Annotated in this window: 16 protein-coding genes; 8 read left to right on the plus strand and 8 right to left on the minus strand. The window is 38.2% G+C overall.

What is annotated here, in order from left to right:
• Positions 1-30 precede the first annotated feature (30 nt).
• The 5 genes from FEE95_RS08770 (at position 31) to FEE95_RS08790 (ending at position 5,528) form a co-directional block, all read left to right on the plus strand.
• On the plus strand, positions 31-756 hold the full coding sequence (locus tag FEE95_RS08770) for a heavy-metal-associated domain-containing protein (RefSeq protein WP_138657485.1): 726 nt from the start codon (positions 31-33) through the stop codon (positions 754-756).
• Between the two features lie 6 nt (positions 757-762).
• A complete protein-coding gene (locus tag FEE95_RS08775; RefSeq protein ID WP_138657486.1) occupies positions 763-3,033 on the plus strand; it encodes a TonB-dependent receptor in 2,271 nt (756 codons plus the stop codon).
• Positions 3,034-3,049: 16 nt separating this feature from the next.
• Positions 3,050-3,409, plus strand: a complete 360-nt coding sequence (locus FEE95_RS08780) for a heavy-metal-associated domain-containing protein (protein ID WP_138657487.1) — start codon at positions 3,050-3,052, stop codon at positions 3,407-3,409.
• A 65-nt stretch (positions 3,410-3,474) separates the two neighbouring features.
• Positions 3,475-4,446 (plus strand): hypothetical protein, encoded by a 972-nt coding sequence (locus FEE95_RS08785; RefSeq protein WP_138657488.1) that lies wholly within the window; start codon positions 3,475-3,477, stop codon positions 4,444-4,446.
• A 5-nt stretch (positions 4,447-4,451) separates the two neighbouring features.
• Positions 4,452-5,528, plus strand: a complete 1,077-nt coding sequence (locus tag FEE95_RS08790; RefSeq protein ID WP_138657489.1) for a DUF3179 domain-containing protein — start codon at positions 4,452-4,454, stop codon at positions 5,526-5,528.
• Positions 5,529-5,625: 97 nt separating this feature from the next.
• On the opposite strand, the gene groL is transcribed toward FEE95_RS08790, so the two are convergent.
• The 7 genes from groL to miaB form a co-directional block, all read right to left on the minus strand.
• Entirely contained in the window at positions 5,626-7,260 is a 1,635-nt protein-coding gene (groL, locus tag FEE95_RS08795) for a chaperonin GroEL (RefSeq protein WP_138657490.1), read from the minus strand.
• A gap of 99 nt (positions 7,261-7,359) precedes the next feature.
• Complete coding sequence (locus FEE95_RS08800; RefSeq protein WP_138657491.1) at positions 7,360-7,638, minus strand: co-chaperone GroES; 279 nt, start codon at positions 7,636-7,638, stop codon at positions 7,360-7,362.
• Between the two features lie 137 nt (positions 7,639-7,775).
• The gene (gene secG / locus FEE95_RS08805) at positions 7,776-8,168 is read right to left on the minus strand and encodes a preprotein translocase subunit SecG (RefSeq protein ID WP_138657492.1); all 393 of its coding nucleotides are present in this window, start codon (positions 8,166-8,168) and stop codon (positions 7,776-7,778) included.
• Between the two features lie 2 nt (positions 8,169-8,170).
• Positions 8,171-9,085 (minus strand): hypothetical protein, encoded by a 915-nt coding sequence (locus FEE95_RS08810; RefSeq protein ID WP_138657493.1) that lies wholly within the window; start codon positions 9,083-9,085, stop codon positions 8,171-8,173.
• A 6-nt stretch (positions 9,086-9,091) separates the two neighbouring features.
• Entirely contained in the window at positions 9,092-9,613 is a 522-nt protein-coding gene (locus FEE95_RS08815) for an LptE family protein (RefSeq protein ID WP_138657494.1), read from the minus strand.
• Between the two features lie 127 nt (positions 9,614-9,740).
• Positions 9,741-11,009, minus strand: a complete 1,269-nt coding sequence (locus FEE95_RS08820; RefSeq protein ID WP_138657495.1) for a sigma 54-interacting transcriptional regulator — start codon at positions 11,007-11,009, stop codon at positions 9,741-9,743.
• A 31-nt stretch (positions 11,010-11,040) separates the two neighbouring features.
• Entirely contained in the window at positions 11,041-12,471 is a 1,431-nt protein-coding gene (gene miaB, locus FEE95_RS08825) for a tRNA (N6-isopentenyl adenosine(37)-C2)-methylthiotransferase MiaB (RefSeq protein WP_138657496.1), read from the minus strand.
• 149 nt (positions 12,472-12,620) lie between these two features.
• Here miaB and FEE95_RS08830 point away from each other — a divergent pair, with 149 nt between their 5' ends.
• Positions 12,621-13,922: an LVIVD repeat-containing protein gene (locus FEE95_RS08830; protein WP_138657497.1), complete on the plus strand. Its 1,302-nt coding sequence runs from the start codon at positions 12,621-12,623 to the stop codon at positions 13,920-13,922.
• Between the two features lie 28 nt (positions 13,923-13,950).
• Here FEE95_RS08830 and FEE95_RS08835 read toward each other — a convergent pair whose 3' ends face one another.
• On the minus strand, positions 13,951-17,091 hold the full coding sequence (locus FEE95_RS08835; protein ID WP_138657498.1) for a WD40/YVTN/BNR-like repeat-containing protein: 3,141 nt from the start codon (positions 17,089-17,091) through the stop codon (positions 13,951-13,953).
• Between the two features lie 231 nt (positions 17,092-17,322).
• Between FEE95_RS08835 and topA the strand changes: the two genes are divergently transcribed.
• Both topA and FEE95_RS08845 read left to right on the plus strand, forming a co-directional pair.
• On the plus strand, positions 17,323-19,821 hold the full coding sequence (gene topA, locus FEE95_RS08840; protein WP_138657499.1) for a type I DNA topoisomerase: 2,499 nt from the start codon (positions 17,323-17,325) through the stop codon (positions 19,819-19,821).
• A 172-nt stretch (positions 19,822-19,993) separates the two neighbouring features.
• On the plus strand, positions 19,994-21,151 hold the full coding sequence (locus FEE95_RS08845; protein ID WP_138657500.1) for a formimidoylglutamase: 1,158 nt from the start codon (positions 19,994-19,996) through the stop codon (positions 21,149-21,151).
• The last annotated feature ends 61 nt before the right edge of the window (positions 21,152-21,212 follow it).

Below are 21,212 nucleotides of genomic sequence, written 5' to 3' on the forward strand. Positions count from 1 at the left end.
GAGGAAATGACAATAAATCAAATACAATTCATGAAACATACATATAAAATCACAGGAATGACCTGCAACGGTTGCGTAGCTTCAGTTGCGGACGAGCTTTCAAAAATTGACGGGGTACAAAAAATCGAAGTTAGTTTAGAAAGAGCTGAGGCCGAAATCTCAATGTCTTCGCATATTGCCCTTAGTGCCTTCAAATCAGCCTTGCCTAGTAAGTATTCAATAGCTGAAATAGGAAATCATACTTCAGGAATCACATCGAATTCCTCGGAAGAGAAATCAAAATTTCAACAATTGAAACCCTTGTTTTTGATTTTCCTTTATCTCTTTAGCGCAGGCTTTTTGCTAAACTATCAAGATTGGAATCTCGGTGAGTTTATGCTCGACTTTATGGGACTTTTCTATATCGTTTTTAGCTTTTTCAAGCTTCTAGATTTAAAAGGATTTCCCGAAAGTTTTCGCAAGTACGACCCCTTGGCAAAAGTATTTCCAGCTTATGGTTGGGCATATCCATTTATTGAATTGGCACTAGGACTTTTATTCTTAATGCGACTTCAAATCACTGCTGCCCTTGTCATTACCATTGTGATTTTAGGAATAACGACCATTGGGGTCACAAGAACCTTGCTCGATAAAAAGAGCATTCGTTGTGCTTGTTTAGGTACCGCCTTACAACTACCCATGACAGAAGCGACCTTTATTGAAAACTTCATCATGTTGGTAATGGCAATCTCAATGTTGGTTATTCAATTTATTTAAACAAAAATGAAACTATACATATATATAATATTAGGGGTATTGCCCGCACTTTCACTAGCGCAAGATAAGGTTGAAGGTATGGTGATGGAGGGTAATACTGAGAACAAACATATTGGTCTCCCCGGAGCCAATGTGTATTGGATGAACTCCCAAATCGGTACGATTACCAATGATGAGGGATTATTCAGTATTCCCTTTTCAAAGGAATATAATAAGTTGATAATTAGTTATGTCGGATTTCAATCGGACACCTTAACCATCAATGAGCCAAAAATGGTACATCATACTTTAAAACCCTCGAACGAATTGGATGAGGTTGTGGTAGAAAAAAAGCGAGACGCTGTTCAAAAAGCGTATTTCAGTCCTCAGAATGTGATTACCGTAAATAGCGCTGAATTATTAAAAGCAGCTTGCTGCAACTTGTCTGAAAGTTTTGAGACAAACCCTGCGATTGATGTGAACTTTTCTGATGCCTTGACAGGTACGAAACAGATTCAAATGCTGGGCTTGACGAGTCCTTATTTGTTAATTACTCAAGAAAATATTCCTATGGTACGTGGTGCATCGCAAGCTTTCGGGTTGACGTTTACGCCCGGTACATGGGTAGAGAGTATTCAAATTACCAAAGGTGCAGGAAGTGTCGTGAATGGTTACGAGAGTATTTCGGGTCAAATCAACGCGGAATTGGTCAAACCCTTAACGGACAAAGAATTATTCTTCAACGGCTATTTCAATAGAAATGGTCGTATGGAATTGAATACGCACATCAACCGCAAACTCAATGATAAATGGAGTTCTGGTCTCTATATTCATGGGAATGCTAGAACTCAAGAAGTAGATAATAATGAAGATGGATTTTTAGATGTCCCTTTTGCCAACCAAATCAACATCATGAATCGTTGGCAATACCAAAACGCCGAAACCGGTTGGGTGAGTTTTTTAAATTTTAGATTTCTAAATGATGAAAAACAAGTAGGACAGGTTGATTTTGACCCTGAAACTCAAGATGCAGTGAGAGGTTTTGGGAATGCAAGTTCGTTGAGCGGAGACGAAGCGTGGGGAAGCGAGATTGCGACACGCCGTTTCGATACCTCTTTAAAGTTGGGATATGTTTTTCCTGAACTGCCGTTTCAAAGTTTTGGTTTTCAGGCATCCTATAGCAATCATGACCAAGAATCGTATTTTGGTCTGAATCGCTATGATATAAATCATGAGAGCATCTATTCAAATTTGATTTTTAATTCAATCCTGGGAAGTACACAAAACAAGTTCAAAACAGGAATCACATTTGCTCATGATAGCTATGAAGAATTGGTAAACAATACTGATTTTTCTAGAGATGACACTTCGGTTGGTGCCTTTTTCGAATACAGTTATGATAATTTAGAGAAAGTAAACCTGACTGCAGGTCTTAGAATCGATTCGCATAACAGATTGGGTACATTTATCACACCTCGTTTGCATATTCAATATACCCCGTGGGAAAGAGGAAGTCTTAAAGGTTCTTTTGGAAGGGGTAGGAGAGCAGCAAACATTTTTGCAGAGAACCAACAATTATTTGGCTCCTCAAGACAGATACAAGTTTTAGACTCCGAAGGGAGTATCTATGGTTTAGATGCGGAAGATGCCTGGAATTATGGAGTTAGTTTTCTTCAAGGATTTACTTTTCTTGATAGACCAGGTGATGTTACCCTCGATTTCTATAAAACAGATTTTAAGAATCAAGTTGTTGTAGATTGGGAAAACCCAAGGGCAATATCCTTTTACAATCTAAATGGAAATAGTTCTGCAAGTAGTTTTCAACTAGAAGTCAATCACGAAATTCTACCGAAGTTGGAATTGCGAACCGCATATAAGTTTTATGATGTGAATACGGATTATCGTTCCGGAAATTTACAGAAACCACTGGTGGCGCAACATCGCTTTTTTGCCAATGTGGGTTATGAAACCACACTAACTGAGAAAGGTGGTCAATGGAAATTCGACTATACATTACATACGCTTGGAAAACAACGTTTGCCGAATACGGATGTGAATCCTGTAGAGTTTCGGCTGGGAGAATTTGCAGATGGGTATAGCTTGATGAATGCACAGGTCACCAAAGTGTTTTCAGAACATTTTGAAATTTATGCAGGAGGTGAAAATTTGACTAATTTTAGACAAAATAACCCTGTATTGAGTGTGGAAAACCCGTTTGGCGCAAATTTTGATACCAGTATTGTATATGCACCGATTATGGGGCGAATGATATATGGAGGATTTCGATATAAACTATAACAACTAAAATAATAATATGAAAAAACTAGCGATTACAATAGTTCTTTTTATGGCGACTACAGTGGTTTTTGCCCAAGATAAAAATAAGAAAATGACTATGGAGGTTGATGGTGTCTGTGAAATGTGTAAAATGCGTATTGAGAAAGCAGCTTTGGGGGTTAAAGGCGTGAAGTACGCTTTATGGGATGTGGTCTCACATGATTTGTCTCTCATTATAGATGAGCGAAAAACTGACCCAATGAAAATCAAAACGGCTTTGGTCGCAGTAGGTCATGATACAAAAGAGCTAAAAGCAACAGAGGAAGCTTATAACAAGGTAATGCCCTGCTGTAAGTATCGTGATGATGAGGTTGTGAAGAGTCACAAAACTAATTAAAAGACTCCTTTTGTAAGGAAACGCAAAATTCTTTTACTAAATCCGTATCGCTCTGTGAAAAGGAAATGATACGGATTCTCTTTTTTAGCCTTTTTCTACTAGGCTGTCATCAGGTTTTTTCACAAACCTGTTGTTCAGGTGGTGTGCCTTTATCTAATAATTTGGGATTACCTAACGAAGGAAAAGGTTCTTTCACAGTAGGTCTAAATTATGATTATAATAACCTGAATACTTTAAATGCTGGTTCCGATAAATTGAATGATGACTCGAGACTTCGCATTACTAATTCTATTTTACTTAATGCGGGTTATGCTATTTCAGATAGATTTTCCTTGGAGGCACTTTTTACATGGGTTAATCAGACAAGAACCATTTCACAATTCGGAAATGAAAATTTTTCTGAAACGCAGGGTATTGGGGATGCCGTCTTTTTAGTGAAATATGCGATTCCAAATGTATTAGGTTCCCAATCGGTTTTCAACGTTGGTGTTGGAACAAAAGCGCCTTTTGGGAAGTCAGACTTAACAACAACTGAGGGATTTCAATTAACGGCTGATTTGCAACCCGGAAGTGGTGCCTGGGATCTCTTAGGGTGGTTATCCATCTCAAAGGGATTGAATTTTAGGCCATCGGCAACATTGTCAGGAAGTATTACCTATAGAGCTACTGGTGAGAATACATCTTATTTGAATAATACTTCCATATATGAGTTTGGAAATGTTGTACAGACCAATATTGGATATACAGACCAATTTTTGTTGTTCAACACCATAATCAATCCTGGATTGATCTTAAAGTATCGTAAGGCGTCTTCGGATAAGGTAGAGAGCTCAGAGTTACCTAATACAGGTGGGGAATGGGTTTTCGTACGTCCCGAATTGGCTGTGAAAATTACACCGAGCGTAACCTTTAACTCAAGATTGGAAATTCCCTTTTATAGTTATGTTGAAGGTACACAATTAACGCCTACGCTTCGGTTTACGGCTGGAATTACAGTACTCCTAAAAAAGAATAAAGTATTGAACACTATAAATTAAATGCTATGAAGAAGAACATATTTTTATTCGCTTTTCTAACTATTTTGTTTTCGTGCAGTAAGTCAACTACGCAAGACTCACCGCAAAACCCTGACTCTGTCGAGATCGAAAATACCTCGACTGAATGGAGTATTCCGGTCGCTGAGGTTTTGGATGGAGGTCCTGGTAGAGATGGTATTCCCGCCTTGGAAAATCCGCAGATGGTGACGGCTGCAAATTCCTCTATTCTGTTTGATACGGATTTAATTTTGGGTTACAAGAACGGAGATGATATTCGGGCCTACCAACATATCGTATTGGATTGGCATGAAATTGTGAATGATAATATCGGTGATGTTTCTCTAGCAATTTCGTATTGTCCACTTACGGGAACAGGTATTGGTTGGAATCGAATAATAGATGGCAAAGAAACAACTTTTGGGGTTTCAGGTTTACTATATCAAACGAATCTTATTCCCTTTGACCGAGCTACCAAAAGCAATTGGTCACAGATTTTGAACGAATCTGTTAACGGCAGTCTGGAAGGGAAAAAAGCTGAGTTGATTCAGTTGGTTGAAACAGATTGGAAAACCTGGAAAACAATGTATCCGACAACTACACTCATAAATTTAAATAATACAGGTTTTTCAAGAACTTACGGAGTGTATCCTTATGGTGATTATCGAACCAGTGATAGTAGGTTTTTCTTTCCAACACCGAAAGACCCGAGATTACCTCTAAAAGAAAGAGTTCACACTATAATCGATGATGGCGATGCGAAAACTTATCGTTTTTCTAATTTCGAAACAACAAATACCATTAAGGATTCATTTAAAGGTAAAAACTACTTAATAGTAGGTAATGCCAACTTTATTACTTCTTTTGAGCTGGATGCGAACCAAAATAGTTTGGAATACGAATATGTTTTTGATAACTCGTCAGATGTGATAGTTCAAGATAGTGAAGGGACACAATGGAATGTTTTTGGAGAAGCAATTTCAGGTCCTGGTCAAGGGCAAAAACTAGTGGCTTCAAAATCATTTATGGGGTATTGGTTTTCTATTCCGGCATTTTACACTACTGAGATATACAACAGTAATTAAGAACAAAAACCCCCGTTATGAAAAAACCTCATTTGGATTTCCCAAACGAGGTTTTTACTTTATAAGCTATTATGCTCTATCTGAAGTAGATGTCGACCTACATCATGCCTGGCATTCCACCACCTCCGCCCATTGGCGGCATAGCAGGTGCATCTTCTTTAATATCAGTTAAAGCACATTCAGTGGTCAATATCATCCCCGCAACAGAAGCTGCATTTTCTAAAGCTACACGAGTAACTTTTTTAGGGTCGATAATTCCAGCCTTCATCATTTCAACATACTTTTCAGATTTTGCATCGTAACCGTAGTCACCTTTGCCATCCATAATTTTGGCTACGACAACAGATCCTTCACCTCCCGCATTTGAAACTATTGTTCTCAATGGAGATTCGATAGCGCGGGCTACAATTTGTAATCCGGTTTCTTCATCCGTATTTTCTACGTCCACCTTAGAAAGAACGGTTTTTGCTCTTACCAAAGCAACACCACCACCTGCAACGATACCTTCTTCAACCGCAGCTCTAGTAGCATGAAGGGCATCATCGACTCGGTCTTTCTTCTCTTTCATTTCAACCTCAGAGGCCGCACCAACGTAAAGTACCGCAACACCACCAGCTAACTTTGCTAGTCTCTCTTGAAGTTTTTCTCTATCGTAGTCAGAAGTAGTTGTCTCGATTTGAGATTTGATTTGATTAACTCTTGCCTTGATATGCTTTTGAACACCACCGCCATTTACAATTGTAGTGTTGTCTTTGTCGATTGTGATTTTCTCACAAGTACCGAGCATATCTAAAGATGCATTATCAAGAGAAAACCCTCTTTCCTCCGAAATAACGGTACCGCCAGTTAGAATGGCAATATCTTCAAGCATTGCCTTTCTTCTGTCCCCAAAACCAGGTGCTTTAACTGCAGCTATTTTTAAAGAACCTCTTAATTTGTTCACAACTAAAGTAGCCAGAGCTTCTCCATCGACATCCTCTGCAATAATTAACAAAGGCTTGCCAGATTGAGCAACGGGTTCTAATACAGGAAGCAAATCTTTCATTGAAGAAATCTTCTTATCGAACAAAAGGATATACGGAGCTTCCAAATCAGAAGTCATCTTTTCAGAATCGGTAACGAAATATGGAGAGAGATAACCTCTATCAAACTGCATTCCTTCAACAACATCAACATAGGTATCTGTGCCCTTTGCTTCTTCAACAGTGATAACACCTTCTTTACCTACCTTTCCAAAAGCCGTAGCAATTAAATCACCAATTGTTTCGTCATTGTTGGCTGATATAGAGGCAACTTGTTTGATCTTATCAGATGAGTCACCTACTTTTTTTGATTGCTTTGCTAAATTATCAACGATAGCTTCTACGGCCTTGTCGATTCCTCTTTTCAAATCCATCGGATTAGCACCTGCTGCTACGTTTTTCAGTCCCTCTTTTACGATTGATTGTGCTAAAACTGTAGCGGTTGTTGTACCGTCTCCCGCCAGGTCGTTGGTTTTAGAAGCAACTTCTTTTACCATTTGGGCGCCCATGTTTTCTAATGGATCTGCTAATTCTATTTCTTTTGCAACTGTAACCCCATCCTTAGTCACCTGTGGTGCACCAAATGATTTGCTGATGATTACATTTCTTCCCTTTGGTCCTAAGGTTACTTTTACTGCATTGGCCAAGGCGTCAACACCTCTTCTTAGGCCATCGCGAGCATCAATGTCAAATTTTATATCTTTTGCCATAATAAATGTTCTTTTATGTTCATCCCTGCAAAGGCAGAAATCTTTTATTTTATCTAAATAGTTGTTTTGTTAGAGAATCCCGTCTACTCGGGAATGAAATTAGATGATGGCTAAAATGTCACTTTCGCGCATCATCAGGTAATCAGTGCCTTCCAGCTTCAATTCTGTGCCAGCGTATTTTCCGTAAAGAACGGTATTACCAACTTTAACTGTAACAGCTTCATCTTTGGTGCCAGGACCAACAGCTACTACTTTTCCTTTTTGTGGTTTCTCTTTCGCCGTATCTGGAATATATATACCAGATGCCGTTTTCGTCTCGGCAGCCATGGGCTCGATGAGAACTCTATCTGCCAATGGTTTAATGCTAACTTTAGCCATAGTCTTCTGTATTTAAATTGATTTAATATTTGGTTTTCTTAGACAGAAATTATGCCATTCCCTAGAAACTGACATATTGTAAAAATAAAAATGCCAGCTTGTCATTTGTGCTGGCATTTCTAAGTGTATTTTATTTTTTATTCACTATCCGTAGTTGAATCATCTGACGTTGGCTCTGGAAGCGCGTCAGCTGGATTATCTACGGGGGCCGAATCTATTGGGTCATCTGGTAAAGTGTCATCTATTTGTTCTATTCCATCATCATTTAGCAACTTTGAATCTGCTCCTCCAAAATTTCCTTTAAGTGCCCAATTGGATGCTAAAATCAAAACGACCAACATAATAGCCAAAATCCATGTACTTTTGTCTAAGAAATCTCCAGTTTTCTTTACGCCTCCAACTACTTGGCTGCCGCCTCCACCAAAGGAAGAAGATAACCCACCACCCTTTGGGTTTTGTACCATAACAACCAACATCAACAGCAGACAAACAATGATGATAAGAATTAAGAATATTGAAAATGTGCTCATTACTAGATATTTTCTTGTTGTATTTTTTCTATCGCTCTAATTCGGTCTGCAAAGAAACCACTTTTTTCCGGATATTTCAAACTTAAAATACGGTATGCTTGCATTGCTTTTTTGTACTTTTTTTGCTCTAAATAAACCTTTGCCAAGGTCTCTGTCATAAGTTCATTTGCATCGAATTTTGCAGCTTTTTTAGTGTCTACTTTAGGAGATGGATTTTCGTTGGGTACAATTTTCGGGCTCTCCGCAATAAATTTATTGATTAGCTCGAATTTCTTTTCTTTTAAAATAGTTTTTTCAAGTTCAAAATCTTCGGATTTTGAGCTATTCATGTCGGTCTTTCGCTCAATCTTTTGTTTCGAAGTCAACTGAAGCCACTCGCTAAAAGAATACTTTTCTTTTTGCGTAAAGGTTAGCGGTTGGCCTATTTCCAGTTCTTTTTCCGCTTCTTTTTTTGCCTTTTTTATTTCAGCATCTACCTCAGGATCTTTTGATTTGAACAAGTTAGGATCTAATATATGATCAGCATCATCAATAGTTTGTGGCAAAGGTTCATCAATAGATTTTTCAATAAGCATATCATTCTGTCTTACCTCTGGCACAACTTCTTCGGATACTATTTCAGTTTCAACCAAAGATGTTGATTTTCCCGAAATGGAATCTGCTATAGAATTCTGTAAAAACTCATTTGAGGTAATGAAGTCAAAAAGTATATCTCTATCAGTAGTATAAGATGCCGCAACTTTTAGGGCATTATTGTATTTGAAGCTGTTCCCGTTTTTTAATCCTTTCAAATAAACAGCTCGTGCGGCTTGAAAATAAGGAAACTCTGAAAGTACATCTTCTAACTGCTTCGTTTGTTCAGAAGAAATAAGTTCATTTGGGTTTTGTAAAATGTATGTGAAATCTTTTACGTTCATTTCAAATTACCAATCCGCAAGGGATGCATTAAAAATATCTTGAGTTATTCGTTCAAAAATAACTTCATGGGCTTCTGTTTTAACCGAAGATAACTGACTGCTAGCATCATAATCAAAGAAAAAAGAGAAACGCTGTTCAAAATCAGAATCTTCTTTCGTGTTATTTATAAAGCGAACATTGACCGCGACGGAAAGTCTATTTTGAGCAGCCGTTTGTTGCGCTGTTGCGCTCATAGGTGAAATCCTGTATTCTACTATCTCTCCTTCGTAAAGTAAATCACCACTTCCATTATTTACCAAATCTAGATTTGTTTGATTTAAAATGCGGTCTTGAAGGGCAAGGGTGAAATCACGATCCATGCCGGGTTCAAAAATTGAGCCAGGATTTTGAGCCGCATAATTCTGAAAGTAATTTACTTGAAAGGTTTCCGCAAGACCTGGATCGCCCCCAGTAAAATTGTAAATTCCACAGGAATTAATACTCAAGGCCAGAAGTATGCTAAGCAATATGTTTTTAAATATGCGCACTTATCGGTATTTAGAATTCATAAGAAAATGGAAGATAGAAAAAAGAACAAATACTTATATACCAGCTTAACAATAGTTTAATGAAATATGTTCTTAAACGGGAATTCTATAAGGTCTTCTTTGGATGTTATAAATCGTACTGTTTGATTTTGCGATATAAAGTCCGTTCTGAAATACCTAATTCTGCTGCAGCAGCTTTTCGTTTTCCCCGGTTTCTTTCTAAGGATTTTTTTATCAATTCAATCTCTTTCTCTTGTAAAGATAAAGTCTCTTCTTCTTGAATTTCTTCGGCAAAATGATATTTGTCTTCTTGAACTGGCAGCTGAGTAATAGGTTCTTCATGCGTTTCAGGAAGTTGCAATACTTCTAAAGGATTGCTTTCTTGTTGAGGAATGTTTTCTTCTTCACTTCTATAAATCTTGCGAATCAAACTCTCATTTTCTTCTTGAACTTTTCCAGAATCATTGTTATTTAACAGTTCAAGGGTTAGCTTTTTGAGATCATTTAAATCACCTTTCATATCAAAAAGAACCTTGTACAATATTTCCCGCTCGGAACTGAAATCACTTTCTTTATTGTCACTACCCACAACGGCAGGTAGGTTTGACGTGCTGGCATTTGGTAAATAACCATTTAAAGTAAAGGCCGAAATACTTCGTTTTTCTTCGAGAACGGATACTTGTTCGGCTATATTTCGTAATTGACGAATGTTACCCGGCCAGCGGTATTTTAATAATAATTCTCTTGCATCTTCTTCCAAACGAATCGTTGGCATTTTGTACTTCGTGCCAAAATCAGATGCAAATTTGCGAAACAGTAAATGAATATCGTCTTGACGTTCACGCAAAGGCGGAATATTGATTTCAACAGTACTTAACCTATAATATAAATCCTCACGAAACCTTTCTTTCTTAATTGCCTCGAACATTTTGATGTTAGTAGCTGCAACAATGCGAACATCTGTTTTTTGTACCTGTGAAGAACCAACCTTTAAAAACTCACCGTTCTCCAACACCCGTAAAAGGCGAACTTGGGTAGTAAGCGGTAATTCACCAACTTCATCGAGAAAAATAGTTCCGCCATTGGCAACTTCGAAATAACCACTACGTGTGGAAGTAGCTCCTGTAAAGGCACCTTTTTCATGACCGAAAAGCTCACTGTCAATTGTACCTTCAGGAATAGCACCGCAGTTTACAGCAATATATTTTGCATGTTTTCTATGGGATAAGGAGTGAATAATTTTAGGAATGGATTCCTTACCCACACCACTTTCGCCAGTTACTAAAACAGAAATATCGGTAGGAGCCACCTGAATTGCTTTTTCAATAGCACGATTCAGCTTAGGGTCATTACCTATAATTTCAAAACGTTGTTTTATTGATTGAATACTTTCCATGTCTTGTTATTACTTCGAATGAGGCAAACTTTTAATTGATTGCCTCTCCAATCAAAGTGGCTGAGGTGCAATCATTTATTTTTACATTTACAAAATCTCCAACTTTATAATTTTCCTTTGGAAAAACCACGACTGTGTTCTGTGAATTTCTTCCCATCCAATGAGCATCTGATTTTTTTGAGGTTCCTTCAATCAGGACTTCTTCAATATTTCCCAAATGCTCCTCAGTTCGATATTTACAATGTTCTCTCTGCAAGGCTATAATTTCCGCCAATCTTCTTTGTTTAATCTCCATAGGAACATCGTCTTCTAATTTTCTAGCAGCCATTGTTCCTGGTCTTTCAGAATAGAGATACATATATCCAAAATCATACTTTACATATTCCAAAGCTGCCAAAGTCGCTTGATGATCTTCCTCGGTTTCCGTTGGGAAGCCTGAAATCATATCTTGCGATATAGCACAATCAGGAAGTATCTCTCGTATATTATCAATGAGCTCAAAATATTCCTCAATCGTATGCAAACGATTCATTTCTTTTAAAATGCGATTGCTTCCACTTTGCACGGGTAAATGAATATGATTGCAAATATTATCGTATTTGGCCATGGTTCGAATAACATCCAAAGTCATGTCCTGCGGATTTGAAGTTGAAAACCGAATGCGCATTCCAGGTTGTGCCTCAGCAACCATACCTAGTAGATTCGAAAAATCAACAGCGGTGGCTTTTTGCATTTCAGAGGCTTTTACAAAGTCCTTCTTCAATCCTCCGCCATACCATAGATAACTGTCAACATTTTGACCTAGGAGTGTAATTTCTTTAAATCCTTTTTCCCATAAATCATTAACTTCTTCCAAAATCGATTGTGGATCGCGACTTCGTTCTCGGCCTCTTGTAAATGGTACTACGCAAAAGGTACACATGTTGTCACAACCACGGGTAATCGAAACTAAAGCACCTACACCATTTGTTTGTAATCGAACGGGGGCGATATCACCATAGGTTTCTTCTTTTGAAAGGATAACATTTACCGCATCTCTTCCGGCATCAACTTCTTTGATAAGGTTGGGAAGGTCTTTGTAAGCATCAGGCCCAACAACCATATCGACAATTTTCTCTTCCTCGAGCAATTTACTTTTTAAGCGTTCCGCCATGCATCCCAAAACGCCTACTTTTAAATGTGGCCTATGTTTCTTGATGGCGTTGAATTTTTCCAAGCGTTTGCGAACGGTCAATTCTGCCTTTTCTCGAATGGAACAGGTATTGACTAAAACTAAATCAGCATCTGCTAAGTTTTGGGTGGTATTAAACCCTTCTGTAGCCAAAATAGAAGCTACGATTTCACTGTCGGAAAAGTTCATTGCGCAGCCATAGCTTTCTATGTATAGCTTCCGTTTGTTCGTGGAATTTTTTTCTGCGGATAAAGAAGTACCCTGAATAGTTTCGTCGATTGCTTTTTCCATCTATATAGAAATCCTTGTAAGTAAGTGGATCGCAAAGATAGGGCTAAATACAATTTTATGACAAATTGACAGTTGTAAATTTAACTAAAACCCGCGCAACGCGATACCCTTGTCAGTATCCTAAAAGAGCAACCCAATAAATAATTGTTATGAAAAAGATAGGATTACTTCTAATCGCGATGGTGTTTTTTCAGTCTTGTGATTTAGACAATCAAGTGTCTTCACTTGATACCATGCAAACGTATCTAATTGCAACTCCTTTGAAAAGCAATTTGGTTACATTCAAAGAAGAGGCAGTCGCAATTGCTGACCCTGTTCCGATTATTGAGTCGGGAAAAATTTATGCTTATAAAAACTACGTTTTTGTGAATGATGTGTATCGTGGATTCCACATTTTGGATAACACGAATCCTTCTTCTCCGCAGAATATCGGTTTTATAAAACTGGAAGGGAATAATGATATATCAATTAAAGATGATCGTTTATATGCTGATAGTTATGGAGACCTAGTGATTATGGATATATCGGATATTGAAAACATCAAGTTTGCCAAACGCATGGAAAATGCCATCTACCAAGAGTTTTGGTGCACCGTAGGTTTCGATGTGGCATGGCCTGAAGCTGATGCCTTTGACTACAGTGATTTTGATGCGAGTAGAGATGCTTTAACTGGCTGGGAGGTAAATGAAGTACGAATGTCGACTGCGGATTTTGAGAGCAAGTACGGTTCAACAAGAACTGATGTATTTTTGGCAAACGACTCCGCCGCTGAAACCAATGTTCCAACTAGTTCTACTACAGGTCAAGGTGGTTCTTTTGCACGATTTAAAATAGTATCCGATTACCTTTATGCGGTCGAACCCTGGAGTATCAATGTTTTTGATATTTCAGATTTGGACAATCCCAAGGTATTAGAAGAAGTTTATGCTCAAGGAAACATAGAAACCATATTCAATCAAGGTGATATTCTGTTTTTAGGAGGCACTCAAGGAATGTACATTTATGATATTTCTTCACCCGATAAACCTACCTATGTTTCAGAATTCACCCACGGCAGAGCATGTGACCCAGTTGTTGTAAGCGGTGATTATGCTTTTGTTACTTTAAGAAGCAGTAATTTTTGTGGTGATGATATCGAAAGTGGGCTCTATATAGTAGATGTCTCTGATTTGACCAATCCGACTTTGAGTAAAACCTACCCGATGACGGAACCGTATGGTTTGGGAATTAAGGAAGAAAAACTATTCATATGCGATGGGCCTGACGGACTTAAAGTTTATGATAAAACAGATATTAATAATCTAGTGCAGTTAAATCATTTTGAGGATATCAATACCTATGATGTGATACCATTATCTAATTCCTTATTAATGATAGGAGAGAAGGTGCTATATCAATATGAATATCTCGATAATGAAATACGCTTATTAAGCGCTTTTGACTTGAACTAGTAGTTGCTGTTTTATTTTGATTAAAAAGTTACTTCAGTGATATCATCGGTATCTTATCTGAAGTAACTTTTTCATTTATGGCACCGATATTTTTTTTCATTAAAGTATTTAAGGCGCTGACTTCAACATCCAATTCCTTTTTGATTTCCTCAAAAAATTCTATTGATTGGTTTGTTGGCGGATAATCTCCTCTTTGGGAATCGGCCAACAAAAATGCTAATCGATTGTTGATGCGAATACCATAGTTCAAAGGATCTTGTCTACTTTGGTTCTTCGTCATATGAATATTATTTTCAATAACCTCCATCTTTGTTTTGAAATCCTTTATCAAATTCTGTAATTCCTTATTATCTTTTGTTTTGTCAGCTAAATAGTCCAAATCTTTTTTTACGGAACGAATATCGACTATTGCTTCATTAGCACGACTTACTTGATCTCGAACTTTGAGTAGAAAGTCAAATTGATTTTTGAAATCATCAGAACTATTAGGAAGCCTAGGGTCTTTTACAATTTTAAACTCCTGTTCTTGGGATTTTCCATTATAAGTCAAGCGGACTTTATATTTTCCAGGAACAGCTTTTGGGCCTACATTAGGAGAAGAGTACAAAACCATTCCTTCAAATGACTTGAAACCCGGATATCTCATATTCCAGACTAATTGATTTCCTCCTGATTTGATTTTTAACTTTTTGGGTGAGGATGGGTCATTTTTCATCTCTGCGGCCGCGGTAGAAAAACGTTGAATTAATGTATCATCCATTTGCAAAATATCAAGATGCAAAGTATCGGTTTCTTTATTATTGGAAATGTAGTAATTAATGATAGCTCCGTTTGGATGGTTTTCTCCTTCAAGTTTCGGGTTGACTTTTCCCCATCCAGACTGTTGCATTCTGTAGGCATGGTCAGGTTTGTATAAAAATGCTTCGCTTTTTGAAATTTCTGCAGATAACTGATGTAGTGGAGTAAGGTCATCAATCATCCAAAAACTTCGTCCATGAGTAGCAGCTATCAAATCATTGTCTCGAACCTCTAAATCACGAATAGCGGTAATGGGTAAGTTCAATTGAAAAGGTTTCCAGCTAGCCCCATCATCAAAAGAGACGTACATGCCCCATTCGGTGCCCGCGTATAAAAGTCCTTCTCGAACCTTATCCGTACGAACAACTCTGGTATAATGATTTGATTTAATACCTTTTGTGATACGGTTCCATGTTTTTCCATAATCTGTTGTCTTATATAAATAAGGAGTGTAGTCACCAAACTTATAGGAGGTAGCTGCGACATAAGCAGTTCCTTTTTTGAACGGACTTGGATCTATACTATTTATCATATTCAATTTTGGGGACATACTCTCTGGGGGAGTTATATTCTCCCAATTCTGTCCGTTGTTTTTGGTAATTTGTATATGTCCGTCATCGGTACCGATCCAGATGACTCCTTCCTCAAGTGGGGATTCATTAATCACAAAAATATTGGAATAGAATTCTGCCCCAGTATTATCCTGTGTAATTAGCCCACCAGAGGATTTAATGGTCTTTGGAATTGCTCTTGTCAAATCAGGAGATATGGTTTGCCAACTTTGACCTTCATCGGCTGTCATGTGCAAATAATTCGAGCCCGCGTATAGTTTGTTGGAATCATGAATACTGAACTTTACAGGAAAATTCCAATTGAAACGGTATTTCATTACTTCCGCACCGGAACCAGCTGGATTGTCAGGCCATACATTTACAGAGCGCGTTTGTCCAATGGTGTGGTCCTGACGCATCATATATCCTTTGAACGTACCTCCATAAACAATTTCATTATTTTTTGGGTCGGGGGCAAGGTGCGCACTTTCGCCTCCGGCTGTAGACTCCCAATGACTATCAGTAATTGCCTTTCCCGAAGTTCTATGAGAAATACGCACTGTGCTATTATCTTGTTGAGCGCCATAAATTCGATAAGGAAATGCATTGTCAGTCGATACACGATAGAATTGTGCAGTAGGTTGATTGTGATATGTAGTCCAATTGTTGCCTCCGTCATTTGAAATTTGAGCTCCGCCATCATCGGCGATGACCATTCTATTATTGTTATTTGGGTCAATCCATAGATCGTGATGGTCGCCGTGTGGTGCATTCTTTAGGGTAAAGGTTTTCCCTCCATCGGTTGAAACACCATAGCTCACGTTCATCACATACAATTTGTCCACATTTTGGGTATCCGCCGTTAAGCGACTGTAATACCAAGCTCGCTGACGAAGTGCCCGATTTTGGTTCACTTTTTTCCAAGTTTTTCCCGCGTCGTCAGAACGATAAACACCACCTTCGTCGGCTTCTATTATGGTCCAAATTCGATTTGAGTCAACAGGCGAAACGGCTATTCCAACAATTCCCCAAGGGCCTTTAGGGAGTCCAGGCAATTTCGAAATATCGTTCCAAGTATCTCCGCCATCCGTACTTTTGAATAGCTTGCTATCGGGTCCGCCACTATCCATACGATACCCATTACGTTTCATTTGCCAAGTCGCAGCATACAACACTCGTGGATTATTTGGGTCTATGACCAAATCACCAGCACCCGCCTTGTCACTTTCATATAAAATCTTCTCCCAGGTAGTGCCTCCGTCCGAAGAGCGAAATACGCCTCTGGTTACATTTGGTATCCAGAGATTTCCTATGGCGGCTACATATACTATATCGGGGTTAGTAGGATGAATACGAATTCTAGAAATATGTTCCGAACCTTCCAACCCGATGAAGGTCCATGTCTCTCCTGCATCCAAACTTTTCCAAACCCCATTGCCGGAAGAGACATTCCCACGAAGTGTTTGTTCTCCTTCGCCCACATAAATAATATTTGGGTCTGATTCCGAGACTGCTACGGCCCCAATAGAACCGCCAAAATAGCCGTCGGAAATACATTCCCAAGTACTTCCGGAATCCGTGGTTTTCCAAACTCCTCCGCCTGCAGTACCCATATAATATAGATTAGGATTATTAACTACTCCAGTAGCTGTTCCTGCTCGACCACCACGAAAGGGACCAAGCTGCCGCCATTTCATTCCATCATACAAAGACTCCTGATATGATGTCGTGACAGTTTTCTTATTTCTGCGTTGCGCTTGATTCGATTGATAGGGTACTACAAGAAATAGTATCAAAAATGAGATGTAAAGATTTTTCATGATGGTCGGTTTAAACAAGGTTGCGATAGAAATCAAAAGGAAGGACTATCAAATTTCCAGAAAAATTGCAGTTTAAATTTAAACAAAAATAGTGGGAGTTTCTTAGTTGGTATCTGTTCTATTTGTGGTATAGAATTTTGGTGATACTCTAGTGATTTAAGAGGTATATATAATAAGGTATAGGACGAAATTAAAAAATTGAACTACTTTTGTTGGCTCAAAAACTAATTGATGGCTAAGAATTTAGTAATAGTAGAGTCGCCTGCAAAGGCCAAAACGATAGAAAAGTTTTTAGGTAAGGACTTCAAGGTGGAGTCCAGTTTTGGTCATATCGCTGACTTGCCTTCTAAAGAACTAGGCGTAGATGTAGATAATGATTTTCAGCCAAAGTATATTGTTGATGATGACAAGAAAGCCTTGGTAAAAAAACTAAAAGACCTTGCTAAGAAAGCTGAAGTTATTTGGTTGGCCAGTGATGAGGATCGTGAAGGGGAAGCTATTTCTTGGCACTTGTCTGAGACCTTGGGCTTGGATAAAGACAAAACAAAACGTATTGTTTTTAATTCAATTACAAAATCTGCTATTCAAAAGGCAATTGAAAACCCGCGTGAAATAAATTACAACTTAGTAAATGCACAGCAAGCTAGACGTGTTTTAGATCGACTTGTTGGATATCAGTTATCGCCCGTTTTATGGAAGAAGATAAAACCAGGCTTATCTGCAGGTCGTGTACAATCAGTAGCTGTTCGTTTGATTGTTGAAAGGGAGCGAGACATTGAAGCTTTTACCCCAGTAGCGTCATTTCGTATTTCAGCTCAATTTAAGACTGCAGAAGGAAATGTTTTTACAGCGAAGTTGAACAAGACTTTTCCATCTAAGGAAACAGCCGAAGCTTTCCTAAAGCAAAATATGGGAGCCAATTTCTCAGTTGGTAGTCTAGATAAAAAACCAGCGAAGAAATCTCCGTCAGCTCCATTTACGACTTCTACTTTGCAGCAGGAAGCGTCACGTAAATTGTATTTTTCTGTTGGAAGAACTATGCAAGTTGCTCAACGTTTGTATGAAGCAGGTTTGATTACGTATATGAGAACCGATAGTGTGAATCTTTCCGGTGAGGCAATCAATGCGGCTAAAGAAACCATTGTCAATAACTATGGGGAAGCGTATAGCAATGTTCGTAATTACAAAGGAAAATCCAAAGGAGCACAAGAAGCTCACGAAGCGATTCGTCCGACTAACATGGCAAATCAATCGCCTTCTTTGGAGCGTGACCAGCAAAAGTTATATGAACTAATCTGGAAACGAACCATAGCATCTCAAATGAGTGATGCGCAGTTAGAAAGAACCAACGTTAAGATAACCGCAAATAACCATTCAGAGGTATTCACTGCAAATGGAGAGGTTATCAAATTTGATGGTTTTCTCAAGGTTTATATGGAAGGACTGGATGAAGAAGATGCAGCAGAGGAGCAAGAAGATATGTTGCCGGCAATGAGTGTTGGGGATACTTTGCTGAATAATTTTATTACGGCTACGGAGCGTTTTTCAAGACCTCCATATCGTTTTACGGAAGCATCGCTAGTAAAGAAATTAGAGGAGTTGGGTATAGGAAGACCATCAACATATGCTCCAACGATTTCTACTATTGTGAATAGAAAATATGTTGAAAAAGGAACTGTAGAAGGTACAGAGAGAAAGTATGTTCAGCTGGTTTTGGAGGCAAATGATTTGAAAGAAAAGAACCTTTCAGAGATGGTAGGTTCGGATAAAGGAAAATTGGTTCCAACGGATATCGGAATGATCGTAAATGATTTTCTGGTAAGTAATTTTTCTGCTGTATTGGACTATAATTTCACGGCAAAAGTAGAAGAAGATTTTGATGAAATAGCTGAAGGTCAGGAAGATTGGCAGAAGGTTATGAAAGCATTTTACAAAGATTTTCATCCTATAGTAAAGGATGTTGAGGAGAATGCAGATCGTGCCAGTGGTGAGCGAATTTTAGGTGAAGATCCAAAATCAGGAAAACGGGTTTCGGTTCGCTTGGGACGATTTGGACCAATGGTGCAAATAGGTACTGTAGATGATGAAGAGAAACCAACTTTTGCAAGTCTCTTGCCTGACCAATCTTTAAATACCATAACATTTGAAGAGGCTATGGATTTGTTTAAACTGCCAAGAAAACTTGGGGTTTATAAAGGTGAGGAAGTGCTGGCAAATGTAGGGCGCTTTGGGCCTTATGTGAAATTTGGAGCAAAGTTTATCTCGATGGATAAAGGTGAAAGTGCTATGGAAATCGAAATGGATAGGGCCATCGAATTAATTATTGCAAAAGAGAAAGCAGATGCTCCAATAGCCGCTTACGAAGGAAAAGATGTTACTAAGGGGACAGGTCGTTTTGGACCTTTCATCAAGTGGGATGGAATGTTTATTAATGTAAATAAAAAGTATGATTTTGATAACCTTAGCCAAGCAGATATTGAAGAGTTAATCGAGGTTAAGAAGCAAAAGGAAATCGATAAACTTATTCAAGAATGGCCCGAAGAAGGTATTCGAATTGAGAAGGCGAGATGGGGTCGTCATAACATAATTAAAGGAAAAATAAAGGTTGAGATTGCCAAGACCGTTGATGCGACGAAAGTATCTTTAGAAGAAGCAAAGAAGCTTATTGAAAAGAAAATGCCAAAGAAAAAAGCAAAGGCCAAAACTAAAGCAAAAGCTAAGAAGAAGTAAATAACCTCTGTAAATAATATACAAATCCCTTCTTTTGAATAGTCATCCGAAGGGATTTACTATTTCTTGTTTATTTATAAAATTACAATCAGCTATTGTTTTTATGGTAGTACTCTAGCTAACTTTGAAATCAATACGGGTACCCACCCTTAACCATAAATTACTCAACCCAATGGCATTTGATTTCTTAGTCCCCATAGAAGATAAGGTATTGGCTCATACAGAACTGCTACCACCACAATCTTTAGGAAAGAACGTTCATAAGCATACCGTTCGAGATGGACTTCCTGTTTTAGCCATTGCTTCCCTAGCTATAATTGGGGTTAAAGAATCGCGTAACGCGTTTGAAAAGAAACCCGAAAAACTTGATGTTTCAGCTATTCGAATACAACTATATAAGTTGTTAATGGGTAACTGGAATTCTACGATAGTAGATATGGGTGATATTGAAGAAGGAGAATCGGTTGAAGACACCTACTTTGTGGTTAAAGAAATTGTTGCGGGTTTAATTGAAGAAAATGTAATTCCAATTATAATAGGCGCAACTCAAGATGTTACCTATCCTGCATATAGAGCTTTCGATGGAATAAAAGATATGATAAATCTCGTGGCTGTTGATAGTCGTTTTGACTTCGGAATGGAAGATGAATTGATTTCCTCTCATTCGTATATGAGTAAGATTATTACAGATAGACCAAATAACCTTTTTAACTTTTCGAATATTGGTTACCAGAGTTATTTCAACGCTCAAGAGGAAATTGATTTGATGGAGCGTCTCTTTTTTGATGCTTATCGCTTAGGGGATTTGATTAATGATGTTACCCTTGCCGAACCTGTTTTACGTAATGCACACATGGTTAGTTTAGATGCACGCTCTATAAGAGCGGCCGATATCGGATACTCTAATAATTTCTCTCCAAATGGGTTTACCGGAAGAGAGATTTGTGCTATTTCGCGCTATGCCGGAATAAGTGATAACGTAAGTGTTTTTGGTATTTATGAAATGGAGAATTCCAATCAATCAAGCCAGCTGATGGCCCAAATCATCTGGTACTTCATAGAAGGCTTTAATTTTCGGATAAAAGAGTCCCCATATTCGAATTCTGAAGCCTTTACCAAGTACACCGTTCCAACTGAGACTGAGCAGTTAATCTATTATAAGAGTCATTTCACCGAAAGATGGTGGGTTGAGGTACCATCTATTTTCCCCTCAAATACTAAACTCGAATCATCTTCGTTATTACCCTGCACCGAAAAGGACTATTTAGACGCTTGTGATCAAAACATTCCTGAGAGGTGGTTTAAGGCTTATAAGAAAGGCTTTAATTAATCGATAAATTTTTTACAGTATAATCGGGTTTGATACAATAATTTGGTCAAATCGTAGTTTT

This window comes from Maribacter algarum (ex Zhang et al. 2020) (assembly GCF_005885635.1).
Lineage (GTDB): Bacteria > Bacteroidota > Bacteroidia > Flavobacteriales > Flavobacteriaceae > Maribacter_C > Maribacter_C algarum.